The sequence below is a fragment of the Sphingomonas chlorellae genome (assembly GCF_056485145.1).
This window is the reverse complement of sequence record NZ_JBQXXM010000003.1, coordinates 32,608-55,431: the sequence shown is the minus strand read 5'-3', so window position 1 is coordinate 55,431 and position 22,824 is coordinate 32,608. Positions and strand designations below refer to the sequence as shown.

Genomic DNA, 22,824 nt, shown 5'->3' with positions numbered 1-22,824 from the left:
AGCCTGTGGAGTCGTCAATCTCGCGCACTTCGTCATTTGGCCAAAGCGACGTCGGTGCGCTCGCACTGCACCATGAGGTAATGGTGGGGCGGCCGGTTTCGAGGTCGGCGCGCTCCGTTTGAAATGGCCGGAATTAGGGCGCAAAGCCGACCGACCGGTTTGCGGACCCAAATGGCGGGTTTCAGCAAAAGCCGATGCCAAATTTAACGCCGTGGAATGTCCTGAGCTGGTCGAAAGGCGGCAAGCCCAAGAAACTAAAGCACCCCACCCGGAACAAACCAAAAACAAACACTTTCCTACAACCCTGCCCTTCAGGCATAAACTGGTGGATGGAACCCGAATCGGACGATCCCTTCGCCTTCACGCCTGTCGCCACCGGCGCGCGCAGCGACGGGTGGTCGCCTGAGCGCCAGCGGCGCTTCATTGCCGAGCTGGCGCAGCATGGCGGCGTCGGGGCGGCGGCGCGCGCGGTGGGGATGACGCCTCAGACCGCCAATCGCCTGCGCAAGCGGCCCGATGCGGCGGCGTTCGCGCGCGCCTGGGACGCGGCGGTGCAGGAAGGGCGGCTGCGATCCTATGACGAGGCGGTGCGGCGCGGGCGCGAGGGCGTGGTCGTCCCCGTGATGCGGCGCGGCAAGGTCGTCGGCCATCGGCGGCGGTACGACAATCGCCTGCTCTTCGCCGCCTGCTATGGCGAGCCGATGACGCGCTTCCGCCGCGACGATCCGTCGGGGGCGCGTTGATGTCGCTTTTGCGGAACCTTTGGAACCTTTGCGGCCGCGCCGGGCGACGCGGCCGCCGGGGCCTTGCCTACATCTCGCCGCGGCTGCGGCGGATGGCGTACCATTTCTGCACGTTCGCGTTGTGCTGTTCCAGCGTCTCGGCGAACACATGGCCGCCGGTGCCGTCGGCGACGAAATAGAGCGCGTTCGACGCCGCGGGGTCGAGCACCGCGTCGATCGACGCGCGGCCCGGATTGGCGATCGGCCCGGCGGGCAGCCCGGCCATCGCATAGGTGTTATAGGCGTTGCGCGCGTGGAGTTCGGACTGGAGGATGCGGCGGCCCAGCGGCTTGCCGTGCGTGATCGGATAGATCACCGTCGGATCGGCCTGCAGGCGCATGTTCTGCTTCAGCCGGTTGGCATAGACCGCGGCGACCATCCGGCGTTCCTCGGCCTTGCCCGTCTCCTTCTCGACGATCGAGGCGAGCGTGACCGCTTCCTGCGGCGTCTTGACCGCGATGCCGGGGCGCCGCGCCGCCCAGGCCTTGGCGAGATAGGCGGTCATCGCCTTCTGCATCCGGTCGAGCACGCTCTGGCGCGTGTCGCCGCGGTTATAGGCATAGCTGTCGGGCAGCACCGATCCCTCGGCGGGGACCTCGACGCTGCCGGTCAGTTCGGGCGCCTTCATCAGCGCCTCGTGGACGAGGATCGACGGCGTGCCCTCGGGCACCCGGACAAAGCGCTGCACGGTGCGGCCGCCCTGCATCATCTTCAGGATGTCGGCCTGGCTCAGATGCGCGGGGATGCGGTATTCGCCCGCCTGGATCGGCGTCGAACCGCCGAAGATGCGGGCGAGCACCACGAAGCGGCGGGCCGATCCGATCGCCCCCGCCTTTTCGAGGGCATCCGCGGCGCGTGCCAGCGCGGCCCCTTCGGGGATCTCCACGCTGACATTCGCCGCCGCCGGCCCGGCGCCGCCCCACATGTGGAGGACGCCGAGGCCGATCGCGAGCAGCGCGAGCAACGCTGCGATCAGTGCGCAGCCGCTTGTTCGCCGCCGCGGAGGCTGGGGTGACACGATGTCAGATCGCCTTCATCACCAGGCTGGCATTGGTGCCGCCAAAGCCGAAGCTGTTGTTGAGCACGGCCTTGACCTTGCGCTGCTTGGCGACGTGCGGGACCAGGTCGACGCCCGCGCAATTCTCGCTAGGGTTGTCGAGGTTCAGCGTCGGCGGCACCACCTGGTCGCGCAGCGCGAGGATGCAGAAGATGCTCTCCACCGCACCCGCGCCGCCCAGCAGGTGGCCGATCGCCGACTTGGTCGAGCTCATCGACAGCCCGCCGATCGCGTCGCCGAACAGCCGGCGCACCGCGCCCAGTTCCAGCTCGTCGCCCAGCGGGGTCGAGGTGCCGTGCGCGTTGATATAGTCGATGTCCTCAAGCGCGAGGCCCGACTTCTTCATCGCCATCTGCATCGACCGGAACGCGCCCGAACCCTCGGGATGCGGCGCGGTGACGTGATAGGCGTCGCCCGACAGGCCATAGCCGATCACCTCGGCATAGATCTTGGCGCCGCGGCGCTTGGCATGCTCATATTCCTCGAGCACGACCACGCCCGCACCCTCGCCCATCACGAAGCCGTCGCGGTCCCGGTCATAGGGGCGGCTTGCCTTGGTGGGGTCGTCGCGGAAGCCGGTCGACAGCGCACGCGCCTGGCCGAACCCCGCGATGCCGATCGGGCAGATCGCGCCCTCGGCGCCGCCCGCGAGCATGATGTCGGCGTCGTCCATCGCGATCATCCGCGCGGCATCGCCGATCGAGTGCGCGCCGGTCGAACAGGCGGTGACGACCGCATGATTCGGCCCCATCAGACCGTACTTGATCGAGACCTGGCCCGAGATCAGGTTGATCAGGCGCCCGTGGACGAAGTGCGGCGAGACACGCTTCGGCCCCTTGGCGGCAAGCACCAGCGACTCGCTCTCGATGCCCGGCAGGCCGCCGATGCCCGAACCGATCGAGCAACCGGCGCGCAGGCGCAGCTCCTCGGGCATGTCGAGCAGCCCGGCATCCTCGATCGCCTGGCCCGCGGCGTCGATGCCATAGACGATGAACGGATCGACTTGGCGCTGCACCTTGTGGTCGACGCGCCGCGACGGATCGAAACCATATTCGTGGTCCGCCGGCTTCACCTCGCACGCATAGTTGCTCTGGAAATCCGTCGCATCGAAGCGGGTGATCGTGCCGGCGCCCGAACGCGCCGCAATGATGTTCTTCCAGCTCGTCTCCACATCCGCACCAAGCGGGGTGACGAGCCCAAGGCCGGTGACGACTACGCGGCGCATGGCAATTTCTCCGTCAAACAACGTTCAATCCGCGAACCGGCCCGCCGGGTGCGCCCGGGCGGGCGCAAGGCGGGTGGCGGAACGCGAAACGGCTTCCCGTCCCCGTTGGTCGGGGCCGGAAAGCCGCTGAAGGGCAGGACCCCGCCCGCAGGCGTGGAACGCCACGGACCAATCAGTCCTTCTTGTGCTCGCTGATGTAGCTCACCGCATCGGCAACGGTGCTGATCTTCTCAGCCGCGTCGTCGGGGATCTCCACACCGAATTCTTCCTCGAACGCCATCACCAGCTCGACGATATCGAGGCTGTCGGCGCCGAGATCGTCGATGAAGCTCGCCTCGGGCTTCACCTCAGCCGCGTCCACGCCGAGGTGATCGACGACGAGCGCCGTGACGCGCGCGGTGATTTCTTCCTGGTTGGCCATAAACCCTGTTGTCCTTTGATTGGGGCTCAGATTGCTTGAACCGCACCTAGAATGCTGCCGGGAACGTTGCAAGAGGTTCGCTGACGCGAAGCAGCGGCACCGGCCCGCCGCTGCACACGCCCCGCCGCCGGTCAGGCGTTGGCGAAGGCGATGCTCGCATATTGGACGCTATTCAGAAAGGCGAAGAACTCCGCAAGCAATTCTGCATTCTCGCGCGTCTGCTGCGCCTCGTCGGTCACGACCGAGCGCACCAGCGCCTGCGTCTCGGTTGCGGTCAGCGGACGGCTGCGCACATCGTCTGGAAGCGCCTGAAAGGCATCTTCGAGCACGGCGGGATCGAATCCCCGCTCGCTCACCACCCGCTGCGCGATCGGCAGCCCCAGCTTGGCGAGCGCGAAGATGCTTGCCGCCCGCACCGCCGTCGGCGACCAGCCATGCGTGCGTGCGCACTCGGCCGCCGCGGTGCCGATGCCCGACCCGACCGTCGCGGCATAGCTGGGCCTGTGGCCGCTTTCGGCCAGGTTGCGCGCGGTATCGGTCTCGATCTCCTTGCGAACCGCAGGATCGAGCGTCGTGACGACACAGTCGAGCGTGCCGAGATCGGCCGCCCTTGCGGGCGCCGCCGCGCAACCGAGCAGCAGCAGCGCCGCCGCCGCGCCGGCGGGTCGCACCCCGTTTCGCATCGTCAAGACACCCTCCCCCAACAGCTTCGCAACCGCGTCAGATCATCGCCATCCCGCCGTTCACATGCAGCGTCTGGCCGGTGACATAGGATGCCTCGCGGCTCGCCAGATAGACGACGGCGGCGGCGATATCGTCGCCCTCGCCCAGCTTGCCCGCCGGAATGCGGCCGAGCAACGCTTCTTTCTGCGCATCGGGAAGCGCGTCGGTCATCGCCGAGCGGATGAACCCGGGCGCGACGCAATTGACGGTGATGTTGCGGCTCGCCAGTTCCTGCGCCAGCGCCTTCGACATGCCGATCAGGCCCGCCTTCGACGCGGCATAGTTGGCCTGCCCCGGATTGCCCGTCACGCCCACGACCGACGTGATCGACACGACCCGGCCGAACCGCGCCTTCATCATCGGCTTGGCGGCCGAACGGATCAGGCGGAACGCGGCCTCAAGATTCACCTTGATGACCTGTTCCCACTCCTCGTCCTTCATCCGCATCGCCAGATTGTCGCGCGTCACGCCCGCATTGTTGACGAGGATGTCGAGCTTGCCGAGCGCTTCCACCGCCTGCGGCACCAGCGCGTCGACCGCCGCCGCATCGGCAAGGTTGCACGGCAATGCGACATGATCGCCCCCCAGTTCGGCGCGAAAGGCCTCGAGCTTTTCGACATTCGAGCCCGAAAGCGCCAGGCGCGCGCCCTGCGCCGCCAGCGCGCGAGCGATCGCCGAACCGATACCGCCGGACGCGCCGGTGACGAGTGCGGTCATCCCGCTAAGATCGAACATGGTGCTGTTTTCCTTGTATCTGCAAAACGACGCAGCGCGCCGCGATTAGAGCGTTTTGGCGAAAGCCTCGATATCGGCCATGCCGATCAGGCTGTGCGTCGGCGCATCGGGCGCGATCCGCTTGACCATGCCCGCCAGCACCTTCCCCCCGAGTTCGGCGAACTGATCGACGCCGGCCTCGACCATCGCCGCCACCGATTCGCGCCAGCGGACCATGCCGGTGACCTGCTCGACCAGCAGGGAGCGGATCACCTGGGGATCGACGACCGGCGCTGCGGTGACATTGGCATAGAGCGGCACGAGCGGCGACTGGACCGCCACGGTCGCCAACGCCTCGGCCATCGCGTCGGCAGCAGGCTGCATCAGCGGACAGTGGAACGGCGCCGAAACCGGCAGCAGCACCGCGCGCTTGGCGCCCATTTCCTTGGCGAGCGGCAGCGCGCGTTCGACGGCGGCGCGATGCCCCGAAATAACGACCTGAGTCGGGTCGTTGTCGTTGGCGACGGTGCAGACCTGCCCCTCGGCTGCCGCCGCCGCGATCGCCGCAGCCTTTTCGACATCGGCGCCCAGCAGCGCAGCCATCGCGCCCTCGCCCACCGGCACCGCTGCCTGCATCGCCTCGCCGCGCCGGCGCAGCAGGCGCGCGGTCGTCGGCAGGTCGATCGCTCCGGCTGCGCACAACGCACTATATTCACCCAGGCTGTGCCCCGCCACGAAATCGCCCTTGTCGGCCAGGCGGATGCCGCCTTCGCGTTCGAGCACGCGGAGCACCGCGATGGCGTTGGCCATGATCGCCGGCTGGGCATTGGCGGTGAGCGTCAGTTCGTCCTCGGGCCCTTCGCTCATCAGGCGAAAGAGGTGCTGGCCGAGCGCGTCGTCGACCTCCTGAAACACCTCGCGGGCGTGAACGCTGGCTTCGGCCAGCGCCTTGCCCATGCCCACGGCCTGGCTGCCCTGCCCCGGGAAGATGAAGGCGCGCATTGGCTACTCCTGCTTGTTTGTCTTATCGTGACCGCGCGGGTTAGTGCGTTGCCCCCCTTGCGCGCAAGGCCGGATCGCGGCCGACGACCGGCATTTCCCTTGCCTTTTACGGCCACGACCGCTAAGGGCGCCGCTCCACGAGCGGAGGGCGCTGCTTTTCCGCGCGTGCTTTAGCTTAGTGAGACGACAGCCGGAGGGGTGTCCGCATGGGGCGGCGCCAGCGATCGGCCAACATGAAAGAAGCCCATGCCGCTTTACGAGCATGTGTTCCTTGCGCGCCAGGATCTGGCGCAGGCGCAAGTGGACGCACTGGCGGAAGCCGCCACCAAGATCGTCGAAGACAATGCCGGTAAGGTCGTCAAGACCGAGACCTGGGGTCTTCGCAGCCTTGCCTATCGCATCGCGAAGAACCGCAAGGCGCACTATGTCATGCTCGAAATCGACGCGCCGGCCGGCGTGGTTGCCGAGCTGGAACGCCAGACGCAGATCAACGAAGACGTCATCCGCTACATGACCGTCAAGGTCGACGCGCATGAGCAGGGCCCGTCGGTGATGATGCGCAAGGGCGATCGCGAGCGTCGCGGCCGTCGCGAGCGCGGCGAAGAGCAGAGCTTCGAGGGCTAAGGAGAAAGTATCATGGCACGACCCTTTTTCCGCCGCCGCAAGAGCTGCCCCTTCTCGGCCAAGGATGCGCCGAAGATCGATTACAAGGACGTCCGCCTGCTGCAGGGCTTCGTTTCGGAGCGTGGCAAGATCGTCCCGTCGCGCATCACTTCGGTGAGCGCGAAGAAGCAGCGCGAGCTGGCTCAGGCCATCAAGCGCGCCCGTCACCTGGGCCTGCTGCCCTACATCGTGAAGTAAGGAGCGGACCCGATGGACGTCATTCTGCTGGAGCGCATCGAGAAGCTCGGCCACATCGGCGATGTGGTCAAGGTAAAGGACGGCTTCGCCCGCAACTACCTGCTTCCGCGCAAGAAGGCGCTTCGCGCCAATGAAGCCAACCGCAAGGTCTTCGAAGCCAACCGTGAGCGGATCGAGGCTGAAAACGCCGCCCGCCGCGTCGACGCGCAGAAGGAAGCCGGCACGCTCGAGGGCGTTTCGGTGACCCTGATCCGTCAGGCGTCGAACACCGGCCAGCTCTATGGCTCGGTCGCCGTGCGCGACCTGGTCGAGGCGCTGGTTGCCGATGGCCACAAGGTCACCAAGTCGCAGATCGTGCTCGACCGCCCGATCAAGGCGATCGGCGTGTACGAAGTCCGCGTCGCGCTGCACCCCGAGGTGTCGGTGACGGTCAAGGTCAACGTTGCGCGCTCGCCCGAAGAGGCCGAGATGCAGGCGCAGGGCGTCGACGTCATGGCTGCGATGTTCGAGCGCGAGGAAGCCGGCTTCACCGAGGATCGCGATCCGAACCTCGAGCCGGGCGAAATCGCCGCCGAGCCGACCGAGGAAGCCCAGGGCTGATCCACGGCCGGGCAACCGGAATGAAGGGGCCGCTCCGATCCGTCGGAGCGGCCCTTTTCATTGGCGCGCCGTCGACAACCGGCGCGCCCGGACGCCCTCAATTCCCCAGACGGGGGTCATAACCATGCTGGTGGTCGCGCATGCTCTCCGCAGCGCGCGTCGTGGCATCGCGAAACTCCACCCATTGCCGCTTGGTCATGCAGATGCGCTTGGCCATGATCGACCCGGTCGGCGTCATCGACCGACAGATCTTGCGGTCGGCCTCCGGAACCGGCGCCGCAGTCGGCGCGGCGGCCGGAGCCGCCGATTGCAGCACGGACGCCGTCACCGGCTGCGCCATCAGTAACGATGCTGCCGCCCAGGACAGGATCGGGATGCACTTCATCGGTTCACTCCCCCTATGGAACCCGAAGAGGCTAACCGAGATTCGCCGGCGCAGCCAGCGCAACCGCCGGTCGTGACCGGCGCAACTATTTACGTCCGAACAGCTTTTCGATGTCGCCGTGCGCCAGCTTCACCCAGGTGGGGCGGCCGTGGTTGCATTGTCCCGAATGCGGGGTTGCCTCCATCTCGCGAAGCAGCGCGTTCATTTCCGCCACCGACAGCACGCGCCCGGCGCGTACGGAGCCGTGGCACGCCATGGTCGCGGCAACATGGTCGAGCCGTTCGCGCAGGCTCAGCGCCTCATCGAAACTCGCGAGTTCGTCCGCCAAGTCGATCACCAGCGCGTGAACGTCGCCCTTGCCGAGCATCGCGGGCGTGGCCCGAACCAGCATCGCACGCGGTCCGAAACGTTCGAGTTCCAGTCCGAAATCTGCGAGTTCGCCAGCCCGCGCTTCCAGCCGATCGCAGCCGGGTTCGTCGAGCTCGACAACCTCCGGCAACAGCAACGCCTGGGCGGCAACGCGACCGCCCTGCATTGCGCGGCGCATCCGTTCGAGAACAAGGCGTTCGTGCGCAGCGTGCTGATCGACGATCACCAGCCCGTCCTCTGCCTCTGCGACGATATAGGTGCGGGCGACCTGTCCGCGCGCGACACCCAGCGGGAATTCAGGACCGGCAGGAACCTCGGCATGCGCCGCTTCGGCCCGCGCCTGCGGTGCGGCCACGAAACCTCCGGCAAAATCGCCGCGCGGCAAACCGCTATGCCGGGCGAACATCACGGCTTGCCCGCCGTCGGACGGGGGCACGCTCGCACCGTACCCGAAATCCATCGCACGGTCGCGAAACGAAGACGCCGCCGCGACGTCATCCGATCGTTCAAGCGCTTGCTCGGGCAGCATGTCGCCCGGCCGCCACATCGCGAGCGCGGCATCGGCCGGGCGCTGAACGCTGCGATGGCCTGCCGCGTCGAGCGCGCGACGAAGGCCGCTGACGATGAGACCCCGTGCGAGTGCGGGGTCGCGAAATCGCACCTCGGTCTTCGCGGGGTGGACATTCACGTCGACCGCATCGGGCGGAACATCGAGGAACAGGGCGACCACCGGATGCCGATCGCGTGCCAGCATCTCGGCATAGGCGCCCCGCACCGCCCCGGCGAGCAGCCGATCCTTTACCGGGCGGCCGTTGACGAACAGATATTGATGGTCGGCCACCCCGCGATTGAACGTCGGCAGGCCGGCAACGCCGCCCAGCACATGCCCTTCACGCTCGAAGTCGATGCCGACGCTGTTGTCGGCAAGCGCCCGGTCGGTAAGCGCGGCCACCCGCTGCGGGCGCGTTTCTCCCGCCTGTACCGACAAGGCCCGTCGCCCCTCGTGCTCGACCGTGAAGCCGATTTCCGGCCGCGCCATCGCCAGCCGCTTCACGACGTCGAGGCATGCGGCATATTCGGCGCGCGTCGATCGCAGGAACTTGCGCCGGGCGGGGACGCGGGCGAACAGCGCCTCGACGCGCACGCGCGTGCCGGGCGGCAGTGCGGCCGGCCCTGCGCTTTCCTGCACACCATTGTCGACGAGCAATGCCCATCCGTCGCGGCCGCGCACGCGGCTCTCAAGCGTCAGCCGCGCGACACTGGCGATCGACGGCAACGCCTCCCCCCGAAACCCCAGCGTGGCGACCGCCTCGATCGCGTCGTCGGGCAGTTTGGACGTCGCATGTCGCTCCAGCGCAAGCGCCATTTCGTCGGGCGCCATACCGCACCCGTCATCGATCACCTCGATCAGGTCGATCCCGCCGCCCGCCAGCCGGACCATGATCCGACCGGCGCCGGCGTCGATCGCGTTTTCGACCAGTTCCTTCAGCGCGCTGGCAGGTCTTTCGACCACTTCGCCCGCTGCAATGCGATTGACAAGATGCTCGGGCAGACGGCGTATTGACATGGTCTCCCGTCTAGCCCAACGGGCGGCATCCCGCGACCCTGATCCGATGGCATTTGGCCGGATTTCGATTCCGATCCAGCCGCGGCAGGACGCGGGCAATCTCGGTGCGAACAGCCGCCGGCGGGCGCGCGGCAGGACGGATATTAGATGGCTTTCTCGCGTTTCTTCAAATTCATGTCGCAGGACATGGCGATCGACCTGGGTACGGCAAACACGGTCGTCTATTTGCGTGGACGCGGCGTGGTTCTGAACGAACCGTCGGTGGTGGCGGTGGAAACGCTCAACGGCGTGCGGAAGGTCAAGGCCGTCGGCGACGACGCCAAGCTGATGATGGGCAAGACGCCGGGCACGATCGAGGCGATTCGCCCGCTGCGCGACGGCGTGATCGCCGACATCGATGTCGCCGAGCAGATGATCAAGCACTTCATCCAGAAGGTGCACGGCCAGCGCCGCTTCATGCGGTGGCCCCAGATCGTGATCTGCGTACCGTCGGGTTCGACCTCGGTCGAACGCCGTGCGATCCGCGATGCAGCATCGAACGCGGGTGCCAGCCAGGTATGGCTGATCGAAGAACCGATGGCAGCGGCGATCGGCGCCGACATGCCCGTTACCGAACCGATCGGCTCGATGGTGGTCGATATCGGCGGCGGGACGACCGAAGTCGCGGTGCTCTCGCTGCGCGGCCTCGCCTATTCGACCAGCGTGCGCGTCGGCGGTGACAAGATGGACGAGGCGATCGTTTCCTATGTCCGCCGCAACCACAACCTGCTGATCGGCGAAGCCACCGCCGAACGGATCAAGCAGGAAGTGGGCGTTGCCAAGCCGCCGGTCGACGGGATCGGCGCGACGATCCACATCAAGGGCCGTGACCTGGTCAACGGCGTACCCAAGGAAATCCAGATCAACCAGGGCCAGATCGCCGAGGCGCTGAGCGAGCCCGTGGGCACGATCGTCGAAGGCGTGCGAATCGCGCTCGAAAACACCGCCCCCGAACTCGCGGCCGACATTGTCGACCAGGGAATCGTGCTTACCGGCGGCGGCGCGCTGCTTCAGGGCATCGACGAGGTGATCCGCGACGAGACGGGCCTGCCGGTCACCGTGGCCGAAAACCCGCTTACCTGCGTTGCACTCGGCACCGGTCGCGCGCTGGAGGATCCGGTGTTCCGCGGCGTGCTTCTGGCTGTCTGATCGGGAGACTGCGGAGCTATGGCGCCGCAAGCAAATCGGCGCCCGGGATACTCGCGGCGGGCGCAGTACGGACGGTTCATCGGCTATGTCGGCGCCGTCGGCGGGATTCTCGTCGGCGGCGTGTTCCTGATCGCCTCCAACTTCAACCCACCCGCCTTTGCCGTGATGCGAGGCGTGGTGGCGGAGGTGACGACGCCGGTTTCCTCCGGCATCTCCTGGATATGGGGCGGCGTCGCCAGCGTTCCGGGCGCGATCGGCAGCTATTTCAACGTCCATGGCGAGAATGGCCGCCTGCGTGCACAGATCGCACGCGAGGCGCAGGAACTGGCACAGGCGCGCGCACTTGTTCACGAAAACCAGCGGCTGCGCGCGCTGCTTCAGGTGCGGGAGGCGGCGACCGATGTCGTCGCGGTCGCTCGGATCGTCAACAGTACCTCGGGCAGCACGCGGCGGTTCGCGACGCTCAACGCCGGTAGCTGGCAGGGCGTCCATCCCGGCCAGCCCGTCCGTGAAGCCGGCGGCCTGATCGGCCAGGTCGTCGAAGCAACGCCGAATACCGCACGCGTGCTGCTGATCGTGGACAGCGAGAGCATCGTCCCTGCGCGTCGGACGCGCGATGGCTTCCCTGCGCTCGTTTCCGGGCGCGGCGACGGGATGCTGGAAGTGCGCGCGGCGGGTGCCGGGCCGATGACGTTCCAGCCCGGCGACACGTTCGTCACCTCGGGGACCGGCGGGGTCTTCCCGCCCAATATTCCTGTCGCGCATGTGGCGAGCGCGGGCCGTGACATGGCGCTGGCCACGCCCGCGGCCAGCCCCGACACGCTCGATTTTGCGCTGGTGCAGCGGCTGTTCCTTCCTCCCCTCCCACCTCCGCCGCCGCCCGCGGCAAAACCAAAACACTGAGCGCGATGGAACTGGTCCCACTCGGCCATTCGGATCGCCCGCCCCGCGCCCGCTGGCTAGCCCCGCTTTCGGTGATGCTCGGATCGTTGATGACCCTGCTGCCGATCGTGACGAGCTTTCCGGTGCTGCCGCCGTTCGGCCTGCTGTTGCTGCTGGGCTGGCGAATGACGCGCGGCGATTCGATGCGAGTCTGGGCATCGGTACCGCTCGGCCTGTTCGACGATCTGGTCAGCGGGCAACCGATGGGATCGGCAATGGTCCTCTGGACCAGCTGTATCCTGGTGATAGACGTTCTGGACACGCGGCTGGTGTGGCGCGATTTCTGGCAGGACTGGTTGATCGCCGCCGGCGCGATCACCTTCTGCCTGGCAATTGGACGCTTGATTGCCGTGCCGATGAGTGCACATGTCGACACGGCGCTGGTGCTGCAGATCCTGGCGTCGGCAGCGCTTTTCCCGCTGATCTACCGGCTCTGCGCGTGGTTCGACAGCGACGTGAAGAAGAACTGAATTTGTGAACAAGATCACCGAGGCAAGCCAGGCCTATAGCTTCACTCGTCGGGCGCTGCTGCTCGGCGCGGGAGAAGTCGCGGTCGGGCTGGTGCTTGCGGGCCGCATGACGTGGCTGTCGGTGTTCGAAAACGAGCGCTATCGGATGATGGCGGAAAGCAATCGCGTCAACATGACGATGATCCCGCCCCGCCGCGGCTGGATTCTCGACCGCAAGGGCGCGCCGATCGCCAACAACCGCACCGATTTCCGCGTCGACCTGATCCCCGACCGCCTGGAGGATCGCGACCGCGTATTGGCAGCGTTGCAGAAGCTCCTCGCGCTCACCGAGGAGGAAATGGCGCGGATCCAGACCGACCTGAAGCGCGCGGCGGGTTTCCAGCCCGTTCAGGTGAAGGAAAACCTCACCTGGGAGCAATTCGCCGCAGTCAGCGTGCGCATCCCGGAACTGCCCGGCGTCGCGCCCACGCAAGGCTATGCGCGCAACTATCCGCTGGGCGCAGCCGTCGCACATCTGGTCGGCTATGTCGGCACGGCGTCGGCCGAGCAATATCGCAAGGAAAAGGATCCGCTGCTCGTCACTCCGGGGTTCAAGCTGGGCAAAGACGGGCTGGAAAAGGTTCTGGAGCCGCAACTGCGCGGCACCCCCGGCGCCAAGCGGGTCGAAGTGACCGCGCACGGCAAGCTCGTCCGCGAACTGGCGACCCGCGCCGATAAGCCGGGCAACAATGTCCGGCTGACGATCGACTCGGGGCTTCAGGAATATGTCGCGCGCCGGCTCGGCACCAATTCGGGCTCTGCGGTGGTCATCGACTGTCTCAGCGGCGACATCCTCGCGATGGTGTCGATGCCCGCCTACGACCCCAACAGCTTTTCCGACGGCATCAGCCAGAGCGAATGGAAGATGCTGTCAGAGGACGATCACGTCCCCTTGATGAACAAGGTGCTCCAGGGGCTTTACCCCCCCGGCTCCACCGTCAAGCCGATGAATGGGCTGGCGCTGATGAAGGCGGGCGTCGACCCGCACATGCGCATCAACTGCACCGGCGCCCTGCGCGTCGGGAACGGCGTGTTCCACTGTCACAAACGTCACGGCCATGGTCCGCTCGACCTCAAGAACGCGATCATGCAGAGCTGCGACATCTATTTCTACGAGATGGTTCGTCGCGTCGGCTATGATGCGATCGCGCCGGTCGCCCGCGAGGTCGGGCTGGGCCAGAAGTTCGACCTGCCCTTCACGACGCAACGCTATGGCACGGTTCCCGACAGCGCATGGAAACTGCGCAAGTACAAGCATTCCTGGACTGTCGCCGACTCGCTCAATGCCTCGATCGGCCAGGGCTATGTGTTGGCCAACCCGCTCCAGCTCGCCGTGATGGCGAGCCGGCTGGCGTCGGGGCGGCAGTTGGTTCCGCGGCTGATCGCCGACGCGCCCCGCGTGGTTGCGCCCAGCCTTGGCGTTTCCGACGAACAGCTCGCCATCATTCGCGACGCGATGTGGGGCGTCGTCAACGGCGGCGGAACCGGCGGCGCCGGGCGACTGATGGTTCCCGGCGTCGCGCTCGCCGCGAAGACGGGCACCGCCCAGGTGCGTCGCATCACGATGGCGGAACGCCGGTCTGGCGTGCTCAACAACGCCGCGCTGCCGTTCAAGCTGCGCGACCATGCGCTGTTCGTCTGCTTCGCGCCGTCGGACAATCCGCGCTATGCTGCTGGAATCGTCCTCGAACATAACGGTCACGTGATCCGCAACCTCGACACGCCGATGATCGGGCGCGACATCATGACCTATCTGTTCGACCGGGACCGGGCGCTTGCATCGCTCGCCGATGTCGAACCGACCTGGGGCGGCGATTACCGCACCCGCATGGCGGCACAGGCCGACGCGTTCCGCAAGACGCATGCCGCGCCCCCGCCCCCGGCGCCCGAAGACGCGGCCGAAGCCGCAAGCACCGTCGCCGAGGAGGCTGCGGACGCGACGACGAACAACACCGTCGATGCCAGCGCGGCCGAACGGGGCAGCGTGGAGGTTGAGGAATGAGCAAGCGCGGCCCCGGCATCGTTCCCCAGCCGCTGGCCCAACTGCCATGGCGGGTGATCCTGCTCGTGCTGGCGATCGGCGGCTTCGGCCTGCTCGTCCTCTATTCGGCGGCGAACGGCAATGTGAACCCATGGGCCTGGAACCAGGGCACCAAGCTGATCCTGTTCATGGCGATGGCAATCGGACTGTCGCGCGTGCCGGAGAGTTTCTGGGCGCTCGGCGCGTTCCCGATGTACGCGATCTGCGTGGTGATGCTGCTGGGCGTCGAGGCACTGGGCGCGGTGGCCGGCGGCAGCCAGCGCTGGCTCGACCTGGGCATCATCCGGCTCCAGCCATCCGAGCTGATGAAGCCGATCATCGTCCTAACGCTCGCCCGCTTTTACGAGATCATGCCCGTCAGCGAGATCCGCAAATTCGGGGCGATCTGGCCCGCCGCCATCCTGATCGGACTCCCCGCAGGGCTGGTGATGCTCCAACCTGATCTCGGCACTGCGCTGATGATCAGCGGTTGCGGGGTTATGGTCGTTTTCCTCGCCGGCGTGCCGTTACGGCTGTTCATCGGCGGCGCGCTGGCGCTTGCGGTATCGGCCCCCATCGCCTTCAAATATGTGCTGCACGAATATCAGCGCAATCGCGTGCTGATCTTCCTCGATCCCGAAAGCGATCCGCTCGGCACCGGCTATCATATCAGCCAGTCCAAGATCGCGATCGGTTCCGGGGGTGTGTTCGGCAAGGGCTTTCTGAACGGCACGCAAAGCCATCTCGACTATCTCCCCGAAGGCCATACCGACTTCGCGCTGGCGACGATGATGGAAGAATGGGGGCTGATCGGCGGAATCGGCCTCATCATCGGTTTTGGGCTGTTGATCGGCTGGGGCATCTCGGTCGCGCTGCGCGCCAAGAGCCGGTTCGGACGCCTTACCGCCGCAGGGCTTTCGGGAACGCTCTTCCTGTATGTCTCGATCAACATGGCGATGGTGATGGGCTTGGCCCCGGTGGTCGGTGTGCCGTTGCCGATGATCAGCTTTGGCGGCACCGCGCTGATGACGATCATGATCTGTTTCGGCATTCTGATGTCGATCGATCGTCAAAGCCGCCAGGCCCAGGTCCAGAAATGGTGACATTTTTGCATTTTCGGGGTTGCGCTGGGCGGAGGGTCTGCTAAACGCGCGCCTCCATCGCGGTGGCGCCGCACCAAAGGCGCCAAACGTTGCCGGAATGGACGCATAGCTCAGTTGGTAGAGCAGCTGACTCTTAATCAGCGGGTCCTAGGTTCGAGCCCTAGTGCGTCCACCATCCGCCGCCATTTTCGCCTTCGAAAGTGCGGCGCGCAACATCTTCCGCAGCCGTCTGGCATGGACGCATAGCTCAGTTGGTAGAGCAGCTGACTCTTAATCAGCGGGTCCTAGGTTCGAGCCCTAGTGCGTCCACCACGGCCTTTCATTGCAACCTCCGCGGCAACGACTTTTCCCCCAGGCCGGTAAGCCCGGGGTGCGGCGGGCAATGGCCGCACCGCGCCCGCTTTTCACGTCAAAACCAGGCGCGTACCCCCAACGCCACCCGAAGGCCGCCGACATCCTCGCCTGCGGCACGCGCAAAGTCGGCAGTACGGCCGACACGGCGCTCCCATACCAGCCCCGCATAGGGCGCAAACTCGCGCCGGAACTCATAGCGCAGGCGAACCCCCAGTTCGGCAGATGACAGGCCGGCGCCCACACGGGCGGAGGGGACATCCTGCGCCGAAAGCGCCACTTCGGCGCGTGGCTGGAGCACCAGCCTCTGGGTGATGCGCTGGTCCCAACTTGTCTCGATGCGGCCGGTCAGATCTCCCTTTTCGGACACGAAGGCCGCAGCGTCGATATGCGTCCAGTAGGGCGCGAGCCCCTCGATCCCGAACGCGGCGTGGGTGCGCCCGGGGCCGGCACCGACATCCTGCCGCAATCCCGCCTGCAGGTTCCAATAGGCGTCGAGCGCGCGACTATAGAGCGCCTGAACCTCGGCATCGCCGATCCGGTCGCCGAAACGCCCCTCTCCCTCGCTCTTCAGGACGAGCCGATTGCGGTCGCCGCCGAACCAGAAGCTGCCGTTCCACCGGTAATTCTCGCCCCCGCGCCGAAGGCTGACTTCAGCCACCTCGACGATGGTCTGGCTGAACCGCATGCCCCCATGCGATTCGAGCAACGCGCGCTCGGCGCGCGCCATTGCGGCGGCATCCCAATAGCGATCCGCCGCGCGGTCCGAGGCAACCGGGGGCGGCACGGCGTGGCCGGGAGCCTGATCGGTCCCTTGCGGCATGCCGGCATCCATTCGCATATGGTCGTGGTTCGCCATGGACGCTCCCGCTTCCGCCGGAGGCGGAGAAGCATGGTCGTGCGACTCAACGGGGGCGCCATGATCCGCATGGGCGTCATGGGCGTCATGGCCGGATACCGCGACGTCCGGCGTAACGTGATGCTGGTGCGCCGGGACGGCAGGCGCCGATTGCGGAGTCGTCTCCGGAACGGATGGCATCGTCGGATGGTCATGCGACTGCGCCTGTGCGTGGCTCGCCAGAACGAGCGCGCTGAGCGGCAAAAGCGTCCGGAGCGGCTTCATGCGGCATTCTCCGTCGCAGGACGTACCTGAATCACGCGCATCATTCCCGCATGCATGTGAAAGAACATATGGCAATGAAATGCCCAGTCGCCCGGTTCGGCGGTCACGTCGAACTGCACGCGCCCGCCCGGGGCGACATTGACCGTATGCTTGCGTGGCGAATGATCGCCATGGCCGGTCACCAGTTCAAAGAAATGGCCGTGAAGGTGGATCGGGTGGTTCATCATCGTGTCGTTGATGAGCGTGACGCGAACGCGTTCGCCGCTGCGCATCGGCACCGGCGCGCCCGCTTCGGCCAGCGTCTTGCCGTCGAAGGACCACATGTAACGTTCCATGTTGCCGGTCAGGTGAAACTGGATCTCGCGATCCGCCGCGCGCGTATCCGGATTGACCGTCGACGCCATCAAATCGCGATAGACAAGCACGCGCTTGCCGAGCGTCGCCAGCCCCTGTCCGGGTTCGCCGGTGCGATCGGCCGGCATCGGTGCGATCGACTGGACACCCGGTCCCATGGCGACTCCGGGAGCATTCGCCGGATCGCGCATCCGGATGCTGTGCCCCCCTCCGTGGCCTGCAGCCGAGGGCTGGTGATTCATTCCCGGCATATCGGGCATGTCCGGCATATCCGGCGTGTCGGCCGTCGCGCCGCCTTCGTGCGCGTGGCCGCCACCGCCCATGTCCATTCCCATGTCGCGCATCGTGGCAAGCGGGCGCCTTCCCATCGGCGGCACGGGCGCCGTCATCCCTGCCCGCGGCGCCAGCATCGCGAGCGCCCGCCCCGAACGGTCGATCGCTTCTGCCACGATTGCGTAGGCACGGTCCCCGCCGTCCGGCGAAAGGATGACGTCATAGGTTTCACCCGGCGCGATCTGAAAGGCGTCGATCGTCACGGGCATGACGGGCTGCCCGTCCGCGGCCACCACACGCATCGCCAGTCCGGGAATATGCACGTTGAAGATCGTCATGCCGCCGGCGTTGATAAACCGCAGCCGTACCCGCTCTCCCGGATCGAACAGTGCCGTCCAGGGGCGTGCCGGCCCGTAGCCGTTGACCAGATAGCGGAAGGCCGCACCGGTGACGTCGGAAATGTCGGTCGGGTCCATCCGCATGCGCGACCACTGCAGGCGCTCCGAAAGCGGCTGGTCCTTTCCGGCCAGCAAGCCCGCCAGCGTCTGCTGCTGCCTGTTGAAGTAGCCTGCCTGCTGCTTGAGCTTGCGGAACAGCGTGTGCGGGTGCGTCGCGCTGTGATCGGACAACAGGACCACATGGTCGCGGGCGACCTGGTCGTCGGCGGCAGGCGCGGCCGGGTCGATCACGATCGGCCCGTAAAGCCCCATCTGCTCCTGAAAGCCCGAGTGGCTGTGATACCAGTAGGTTCCCGACTGGCGGACCGGGAAACGGTAGGTGAAGGTCTCACCGGGTGCGATGCCCGGAAAGGATACGCCGGGAACACCGTCCATCTGGAACGGCAGCAACAGCCCGTGCCAATGGATCGAACTCTGCTCGGCCAGCGTGTTTTCGACCATCAGCGTGACGGTCTGTCCTTCGCGTAGGCGCAGCAGCGGCGCCGGGACGCCGCCGTTGATCCCGATCGCGTGCGTCGCCACCCCGTCGACCGTCAGCGTCTGCGGCGCGATACGCAGGTGGATGTGATCCCCCGAAAGCGTCGCAAGCCCCTGGGCCGCCGCGTCATCATGTCCGATCCCGTGCGAAACCGGGCGCGCCCAGACGGGGAGCGCCTGTGACGCCCACAACCCCGCGCCGGCGGCAAGCCCGCAACGTAACAATTCGCGTCGCTCGATTCCGCCCCTCATGCCCATTCCCTTTGTCACCCAAACGCGCCGCTATGGCCGATGCCGCCTAGCGCTACGATGAACACGGCTAAAGACGCGCTTTAGCGATTGCGCGAGTCCCTTCATTGCCTATCGCGTTCATGGAAATATGTAGGAACCGACGCGGCGGATCGCACCGACCGCGCCGCAATGCCGCTGCGATGGCAGGGCGAGACAAGGGGAACGGACATGCCGCGCGTCACCAAAATGCCCTTCGCGACCCGCCGCGGCATGATGACGCGCCTGGGGCTGTTGCTGGGTCTCGGCCTGGCGTTGGCGAGCTGTTCAGGCGGAAGCCAGCCGACGGGCAAGCAATTGCTCAACGTCTCGTATGACCCCACGCGCGAGCTTTACCGCGACGTCGATGCGGCATTCGTCAAGAAGTGGAAGGCCGAACGCGGCGAGGACATCCGCATCAATCTGAGCCATGGCGGGTCGGGCAAACAGTCGCGGGCGGTGATCGACGGGCTCGAGGCGGATGTGGTGACGCTGGCGCTCGCCTATGACATCGATGCGATCGCCGAACGCACGAACAAGCTTTCGCGCGACTGGCAGAAGGCGCTGCCGGACAACAGCGCGCCCTATACGTCGACAATCGTTTTCCTGGTACGCAAAGGAAATCCCAAGGGAATTCGTGACTGGGGCGATCTGGTCCGACCGGGCGTGAAGGTCATTACGCCCAATCCCAAGACCAGCGGCGGCGCGCGGTGGAACTTCCTTGCGGCATGGGCCTATGGGCGGACACTGGGGCGGTCCGAGGCGGTGGCCGAGGACTATGTGAAGCGGCTCTACGCCAATGTTCCGGTGCTCGATTCGGGTGCGCGCGGGGCGACGACGACCTTCGTAGAGCGCGGAATTGGCGACGTTTTATTGGCCTGGGAGAATGAGGCGCTGTTGGCGCAGCGGGCGCTGGGCAAGGGGCGGTTCGAGATCGTCGTGCCGTCGATATCGGTGCTGGCCGAGCCGCCGGTGGCGGTGGTTTCGGGCAATGCCCAGAAGCACGGAACCGCAGCGATCGCAGAGGCTTACCTGCGATTCCTCTATACCCGCGAGGGCCAGGAGATCATCGCCCGCAACCATTATCGCCCGCGCGATCCCGAGGTCGCCCGCGCCCATGCCAAGGACTTTCCGAGCCTGAAACTCGCCTCAATCGACGGCGATTTCGGCGGTTGGCAGGCCGCACAGGCCCGTTTCTTTGCCGACGGGGGTATGTTCGACCGCATTTATACCGCGATTCGGCGCTGATCGTGAGAACATCGAATCCACCCACCGATTCCCGGACCGCGCCGCGCCGCGCGCCGAGCAACGGGCGGCAGCGGCGGCAGCGACGGCGGCGGCGCAACACGATCCTGCCCGGCTTCGGACTGACGCTGGGGATCACGCTCGCCTGGCTGGCGGTCATCGTGCTGATCCCGCTGAGCGCGGTGTTCCTGCGCGCCGCCGGGCTCGGCTGGCACGGCTTTGCCGAGGTCGGGCTGTCGGCGCGCGCGATCGCCGCCTATCGGCTGAGCTTCGGCGCGTCGCTGCTCGCCGCCGCGGTCAACGCGGTGTTCGGGCTGGCGATCGCCTGGATGCTCGTCCGGTACGAGTTTCCCGGCAAGCGGATCGTCGACGCGCTGGTCGACCTGCCCTTTGCGCTGCCCACCGCGGTCGCCGGCATCGCGCTGACCGCGCTCTATGCCCCGACCGGCTGGATCGGCGGCGCGCTGACCGCCGCGGGCATCCGCGTCGCCTATACCCCCGCGGGCGTGACGATCGCGCTGATCTTCGTCGGGCTGCCCTTCGTCGTGCGGTCGGTCGAGCCGGTGCTCGCCGACCTGGGCCGCGACATCGAGGAGGCGGCCGCATCGCTGGGCGCGACGCCGTTCCAGACGTTCCGCCGCGTCATCCTGCCCGCGATCACCCCCGCACTGCTCACCGGCTTCGCGCTCGCCTTTGCTCGCGGCGTCGGCGAATATGGATCGGTGATCTTCATCGCGGGCAACATGCCCTATGTCTCGGAGATCGCGCCGCTGCTGATCGTCACCCAGCTCGAGCAATATGACTATGCCGGCGCGACCGCGATCGCGGTGGTGATGCTGCTCGCCTCGTTCGCGATCCTGTTGCAGATCAACCTGATCCAGGCCTGGACGCGCCGGTGGAGCGCGGCATGATCCACGGCCCCGCCCCCTGGCGCCGCGGCGCGCTGGCGACGACCGGAATCCTGTATCTCGCGCTGTTCGTCGTGCTGCCGCTGCTCGTCGTGTTCGTGCAGGCGGGTTCGGAAGGGATCGCCGGTTTCCTGCACGCGCTCGACGACCCCGACAGCTGGTCGGCGATCCGGCTGACATTGCTCGTCGCCGCGATCGCCGTGCCGCTCAACCTCGTCTTCGGCCTCGCCGCCGCCTGGGCGATCGCCAAGTTCCGCTTTCCGGGCAAGAGCCTGCTCATCACGCTGATCGACCTGCCCTTTTCGGTGTCGCCGGTGGTGTCGGGCCTGATCTTCGTGCTGCTGTTCGGCGCGCAGGGCTGGTTCGGCCCGTGGCTGGCGGCGCACGATGTCGAGATCATCTTTGCCGTCCCCGGCATCGTGCTGGCGACGGTGTTCATCACGCTGCCCTTCATCGCGCGCGAGCTGATCCCGCTGATGGCCGAACAGGGCAATGCCGAGGAGGAAGCCGCGCTGTCGCTGGGCGCGAGCGGCTGGCAGACCTTCTGGCACGTCACGCTGCCCAACATCCGCTGGGGGCTGCTGTACGGCGTGCTGCTGTGCAACGCCCGCGCGATGGGCGAGTTCGGCGCGGTTTCGGTGGTGTCGGGCCATATCCGCGGCAAGACCAACACCATGCCGTTGCAGGTCGAGATCCTGTACAACGAATATAATTTCGTCGCCGCATTCGCGGTGGCATCGTTGCTGGCGATGCTCGCGCTCGTCACGCTGTTGCTCAAAAGCGTCCTCGAATGGCGCTATGGCGTCCATGGGAGGAACGGGCATTGAGTATCGCGCTGGAGGGCGTCAGCAAAAGGTTCGGCGATTATCCGGCGATCCGCGACATCACGCTGACGGCGCGGCCGGGCGAGTTCCTGGCGCTGCTCGGCCCGTCGGGTTCGGGCAAGACGACGCTGCTCAGGATCATCGCCGGGCTGGAATTCCCCGACACGGGCACCGTCGCGTTCGAGGACCGCGACATCACCGCGCTGAGCGTCGCCGAACGCCGCGTCGGCTTCGTCTTTCAGCATTATGCGCTGTTCAAGCACATGAGCGTCGCCGACAATGTCGCGTTCGGCCTGTCGGTGCGGCCACGCCGCACGCGCCCGCCGCGCGCCGAGATCGCGAAGCGCGTCGACGACCTGTTGCGGCTGGTCCAGCTCGACGGGCTGGGCCGCCGCTTTCCCGCGCAGCTTTCGGGCGGGCAGCGCCAGCGCGTCGCGCTGGCCCGCGCGCTGGCGGTCGAGCCGCGGCTGCTGCTGCTCGACGAGCCGTTCGGCGCACTCGACGCCAAGGTGCGCAAGGAGCTGCGCACCTGGCTGCGCGCACTGCACGACCGCATGGGGCTGACCTCGATCTTCGTCACGCACGACCAGGAAGAGGCGCTGGAACTGGCCGACCGGGTGGTGGTGATGAGCAACGGGCGGATCGAGCAGGTGGCGCCGCCGCGCACCGTCTATGAAGACCCGGCCAACGCCTTCGTCTTTGATTTCGTCGGCGAATCGAACCAGTTGCCGGTGACGGTCGAACAGGGCGCGATCCGCCGCGGGACGACGCCGATCGACGGTGTCGCCGCCCCCGGGCTGGAGGGCGCCGCACGCTATTATTTCCGGCCGCACGACGTCGCGCTGGTGACGGCGGACGCCCCCGGCGCCATCGCCGCGACGGTGCGCGCGGTGCGCCCGCGCGGCGGCCAGGTCCGCGTCGAGGCCGAGATCGCGGGCGAGGCGCGCCCGGTCGAATGCGAGTTCGACCGCAGCGTCGCCGTGGCGCCGGGCGAGACGATCCATCTGCGCCCGACGCGCGGCCACGCCTTTGCCGTCGACGCGGCCTGAACCGCGCCCGCTGCCCCGCGCCCCCTG

23 protein-coding genes and 2 tRNA genes are annotated in these 22,824 nt (G+C 66.9%); 15 read left to right on the top strand and 10 right to left on the bottom strand.

Going from position 1 to position 22,824, the window contains the following annotated elements:
* Positions 1–329 precede the first annotated feature (329 nt).
* A complete protein-coding gene (locus ACT3CF_RS09035) occupies positions 330–743 on the top strand; it encodes a hypothetical protein (protein ID WP_478422030.1) in 414 nt (137 codons plus the stop codon).
* Between the two features lie 67 nt (positions 744–810).
* On the opposite strand, the gene mltG is transcribed toward ACT3CF_RS09035, so the two are convergent.
* From mltG to fabD, 6 genes are all read right to left on the bottom strand, one after another.
* Positions 811–1,800 carry an endolytic transglycosylase MltG gene (gene mltG / locus ACT3CF_RS09030; protein WP_478422028.1) on the bottom strand — a complete coding sequence of 330 codons (990 nt, stop codon included), beginning with the start codon at positions 1,798–1,800 and terminating at the stop codon, positions 811–813.
* Between the two features lie 4 nt (positions 1,801–1,804).
* Positions 1,805–3,064: a beta-ketoacyl-ACP synthase II gene (fabF, locus tag ACT3CF_RS09025; RefSeq protein ID WP_478422026.1), complete on the bottom strand. Its 1,260-nt coding sequence runs from the start codon at positions 3,062–3,064 to the stop codon at positions 1,805–1,807.
* Positions 3,065–3,236: 172 nt separating this feature from the next.
* Complete coding sequence (locus ACT3CF_RS09020; protein ID WP_478422024.1) at positions 3,237–3,485, bottom strand: acyl carrier protein; 249 nt, start codon at positions 3,483–3,485, stop codon at positions 3,237–3,239.
* A gap of 131 nt (positions 3,486–3,616) precedes the next feature.
* On the bottom strand, positions 3,617–4,168 hold the full coding sequence (locus ACT3CF_RS09015; RefSeq protein WP_478422789.1) for a hypothetical protein: 552 nt from the start codon (positions 4,166–4,168) through the stop codon (positions 3,617–3,619).
* Positions 4,169–4,205: 37 nt separating this feature from the next.
* Positions 4,206–4,943: a 3-oxoacyl-[acyl-carrier-protein] reductase gene (gene fabG, locus ACT3CF_RS09010; protein WP_478422022.1), complete on the bottom strand. Its 738-nt coding sequence runs from the start codon at positions 4,941–4,943 to the stop codon at positions 4,206–4,208.
* A gap of 45 nt (positions 4,944–4,988) precedes the next feature.
* Positions 4,989–5,924, bottom strand: a complete 936-nt coding sequence (gene fabD / locus ACT3CF_RS09005) for an ACP S-malonyltransferase (RefSeq protein WP_478422021.1) — start codon at positions 5,922–5,924, stop codon at positions 4,989–4,991.
* Between the two features lie 246 nt (positions 5,925–6,170).
* Between fabD and rpsF the strand changes: the two genes are divergently transcribed.
* The 3 genes from rpsF to rplI are packed head-to-tail and all read left to right on the top strand — an operon-like array spanning position 6,171 to position 7,385.
* Positions 6,171–6,548, top strand: coding sequence for a 30S ribosomal protein S6 (rpsF, locus tag ACT3CF_RS09000; RefSeq protein WP_478422019.1), 378 nt, complete (start codon positions 6,171–6,173; stop codon positions 6,546–6,548).
* A 12-nt stretch (positions 6,549–6,560) separates the two neighbouring features.
* Positions 6,561–6,785 (top strand): 30S ribosomal protein S18, encoded by a 225-nt coding sequence (gene rpsR, locus ACT3CF_RS08995; protein WP_188055160.1) that lies wholly within the window; start codon positions 6,561–6,563, stop codon positions 6,783–6,785.
* Positions 6,786–6,797: 12 nt separating this feature from the next.
* Complete coding sequence (gene rplI / locus ACT3CF_RS08990; protein WP_478422017.1) at positions 6,798–7,385, top strand: 50S ribosomal protein L9; 588 nt, start codon at positions 6,798–6,800, stop codon at positions 7,383–7,385.
* Between the two features lie 97 nt (positions 7,386–7,482).
* On the opposite strand, the gene ACT3CF_RS08985 is transcribed toward rplI, so the two are convergent.
* Positions 7,483–7,770: a hypothetical protein gene (locus tag ACT3CF_RS08985; RefSeq protein ID WP_478422015.1), complete on the bottom strand. Its 288-nt coding sequence runs from the start codon at positions 7,768–7,770 to the stop codon at positions 7,483–7,485.
* Positions 7,771–7,855: 85 nt separating this feature from the next.
* Entirely contained in the window at positions 7,856–9,706 is a 1,851-nt protein-coding gene (mutL, locus tag ACT3CF_RS08980; protein ID WP_478422013.1) for a DNA mismatch repair endonuclease MutL, read from the bottom strand.
* Positions 9,707–9,853: 147 nt separating this feature from the next.
* Here mutL and ACT3CF_RS08975 point away from each other — a divergent pair, with 147 nt between their 5' ends.
* From ACT3CF_RS08975 to ACT3CF_RS08945, 7 genes are all read left to right on the top strand, one after another.
* Entirely contained in the window at positions 9,854–10,894 is a 1,041-nt protein-coding gene (locus tag ACT3CF_RS08975) for a rod shape-determining protein (RefSeq protein WP_478422012.1), read from the top strand.
* An 18-nt stretch (positions 10,895–10,912) separates the two neighbouring features.
* Complete coding sequence (gene mreC, locus ACT3CF_RS08970; protein WP_478422010.1) at positions 10,913–11,797, top strand: rod shape-determining protein MreC; 885 nt, start codon at positions 10,913–10,915, stop codon at positions 11,795–11,797.
* An 89-nt stretch (positions 11,798–11,886) separates the two neighbouring features.
* The gene (locus ACT3CF_RS08965; RefSeq protein WP_478422008.1) at positions 11,887–12,306 is read left to right on the top strand and encodes a rod shape-determining protein MreD; all 420 of its coding nucleotides are present in this window, start codon (positions 11,887–11,889) and stop codon (positions 12,304–12,306) included.
* A 4-nt stretch (positions 12,307–12,310) separates the two neighbouring features.
* Positions 12,311–14,347 carry a penicillin-binding protein 2 gene (gene mrdA / locus ACT3CF_RS08960; protein ID WP_478422006.1) on the top strand — a complete coding sequence of 679 codons (2,037 nt, stop codon included), beginning with the start codon at positions 12,311–12,313 and terminating at the stop codon, positions 14,345–14,347.
* Positions 14,344–15,468 carry a rod shape-determining protein RodA gene (gene rodA, locus ACT3CF_RS08955; protein ID WP_478422005.1) on the top strand — a complete coding sequence of 375 codons (1,125 nt, stop codon included), beginning with the start codon at positions 14,344–14,346 and terminating at the stop codon, positions 15,466–15,468. Before mrdA ends, rodA begins: the two co-directional genes overlap by 4 nt.
* A gap of 99 nt (positions 15,469–15,567) precedes the next feature.
* Positions 15,568–15,643: transfer RNA gene (locus tag ACT3CF_RS08950), tRNA-Lys, on the top strand.
* A gap of 61 nt (positions 15,644–15,704) precedes the next feature.
* Positions 15,705–15,780 (top strand) — tRNA-Lys (locus tag ACT3CF_RS08945).
* Positions 15,781–15,877: 97 nt separating this feature from the next.
* Here ACT3CF_RS08945 and ACT3CF_RS08940 read toward each other — a convergent pair.
* A complete protein-coding gene (locus tag ACT3CF_RS08940; RefSeq protein ID WP_478422003.1) occupies positions 15,878–16,642 on the bottom strand; it encodes a copper resistance protein B in 765 nt (254 codons plus the stop codon).
* A 296-nt stretch (positions 16,643–16,938) separates the two neighbouring features.
* Complete coding sequence (locus tag ACT3CF_RS08935; RefSeq protein ID WP_478422001.1) at positions 16,939–18,756, bottom strand: copper resistance system multicopper oxidase; 1,818 nt, start codon at positions 18,754–18,756, stop codon at positions 16,939–16,941.
* Positions 18,757–18,963: 207 nt separating this feature from the next.
* On the opposite strand from ACT3CF_RS08935, the gene ACT3CF_RS08930 reads away from it, so the two are divergent.
* From ACT3CF_RS08930 to ACT3CF_RS08915, 4 genes are read left to right on the top strand one after another with little or no spacing between them, the layout of a single operon-like run.
* Positions 18,964–20,019, top strand: a complete 1,056-nt coding sequence (locus ACT3CF_RS08930; RefSeq protein WP_478421999.1) for a sulfate ABC transporter substrate-binding protein — start codon at positions 18,964–18,966, stop codon at positions 20,017–20,019.
* Between the two features lie 2 nt (positions 20,020–20,021).
* A complete protein-coding gene (cysT, locus tag ACT3CF_RS08925; RefSeq protein ID WP_478421997.1) occupies positions 20,022–20,927 on the top strand; it encodes a sulfate ABC transporter permease subunit CysT in 906 nt (301 codons plus the stop codon).
* Positions 20,924–21,751 (top strand): sulfate ABC transporter permease subunit CysW, encoded by an 828-nt coding sequence (gene cysW, locus ACT3CF_RS08920; protein ID WP_478421995.1) that lies wholly within the window; start codon positions 20,924–20,926, stop codon positions 21,749–21,751. The genes cysT and cysW overlap by 4 nt, the downstream gene beginning before the upstream one ends.
* The gene (locus ACT3CF_RS08915) at positions 21,748–22,797 is read left to right on the top strand and encodes a sulfate/molybdate ABC transporter ATP-binding protein (protein ID WP_478421993.1); all 1,050 of its coding nucleotides are present in this window, start codon (positions 21,748–21,750) and stop codon (positions 22,795–22,797) included. Before cysW ends, ACT3CF_RS08915 begins: the two co-directional genes overlap by 4 nt.
* Positions 22,798–22,824: the final 27 nt, after the last annotated feature.

Excerpts from the sequence above, each read along its gene's own strand:
- ACT3CF_RS09035 (WP_478422030.1), top strand. The coding sequence starts at position 330 with ATGGAACCCGAATCGGACGATCCCTTCGCCTTCACGCCTGTCGCCACC.
- fabF (WP_478422026.1), bottom strand. The coding sequence starts at position 3,064 with ATGCGCCGCGTAGTCGTCACCGGCCTTGGGCTCGTCACCCCGCTTGGT.
- ACT3CF_RS09020 (WP_478422024.1), bottom strand. The coding sequence starts at position 3,485 with ATGGCCAACCAGGAAGAAATCACCGCGCGCGTCACGGCGCTCGTCGTC.
- ACT3CF_RS09015 (WP_478422789.1), bottom strand. The coding sequence starts at position 4,168 with ATGCGAAACGGGGTGCGACCCGCCGGCGCGGCGGCGGCGCTGCTGCTG.
- fabG (WP_478422022.1), bottom strand. The coding sequence starts at position 4,943 with ATGTTCGATCTTAGCGGGATGACCGCACTCGTCACCGGCGCGTCCGGC.
- fabD (WP_478422021.1), bottom strand. The coding sequence starts at position 5,924 with ATGCGCGCCTTCATCTTCCCGGGGCAGGGCAGCCAGGCCGTGGGCATG.
- rpsF (WP_478422019.1), top strand. The coding sequence starts at position 6,171 with ATGCCGCTTTACGAGCATGTGTTCCTTGCGCGCCAGGATCTGGCGCAG.
- rpsR (WP_188055160.1), top strand. The coding sequence starts at position 6,561 with ATGGCACGACCCTTTTTCCGCCGCCGCAAGAGCTGCCCCTTCTCGGCC.
- rplI (WP_478422017.1), top strand. The coding sequence starts at position 6,798 with ATGGACGTCATTCTGCTGGAGCGCATCGAGAAGCTCGGCCACATCGGC.
- ACT3CF_RS08985 (WP_478422015.1), bottom strand. The coding sequence starts at position 7,770 with ATGAAGTGCATCCCGATCCTGTCCTGGGCGGCAGCATCGTTACTGATG.
- mutL (WP_478422013.1), bottom strand. The coding sequence starts at position 9,706 with ATGTCAATACGCCGTCTGCCCGAGCATCTTGTCAATCGCATTGCAGCG.
- ACT3CF_RS08975 (WP_478422012.1), top strand. The coding sequence starts at position 9,854 with ATGGCTTTCTCGCGTTTCTTCAAATTCATGTCGCAGGACATGGCGATC.
- mreC (WP_478422010.1), top strand. The coding sequence starts at position 10,913 with ATGGCGCCGCAAGCAAATCGGCGCCCGGGATACTCGCGGCGGGCGCAG.
- ACT3CF_RS08965 (WP_478422008.1), top strand. The coding sequence starts at position 11,887 with ATGACCCTGCTGCCGATCGTGACGAGCTTTCCGGTGCTGCCGCCGTTC.
- rodA (WP_478422005.1), top strand. The coding sequence starts at position 14,344 with ATGAGCAAGCGCGGCCCCGGCATCGTTCCCCAGCCGCTGGCCCAACTG.
- ACT3CF_RS08940 (WP_478422003.1), bottom strand. The coding sequence starts at position 16,642 with ATGCCGCAAGGGACCGATCAGGCTCCCGGCCACGCCGTGCCGCCCCCG.
- ACT3CF_RS08935 (WP_478422001.1), bottom strand. The coding sequence starts at position 18,756 with ATGAGGGGCGGAATCGAGCGACGCGAATTGTTACGTTGCGGGCTTGCC.
- ACT3CF_RS08930 (WP_478421999.1), top strand. The coding sequence starts at position 18,964 with ATGCCGCGCGTCACCAAAATGCCCTTCGCGACCCGCCGCGGCATGATG.
- cysW (WP_478421995.1), top strand. The coding sequence starts at position 20,924 with ATGATCCACGGCCCCGCCCCCTGGCGCCGCGGCGCGCTGGCGACGACC.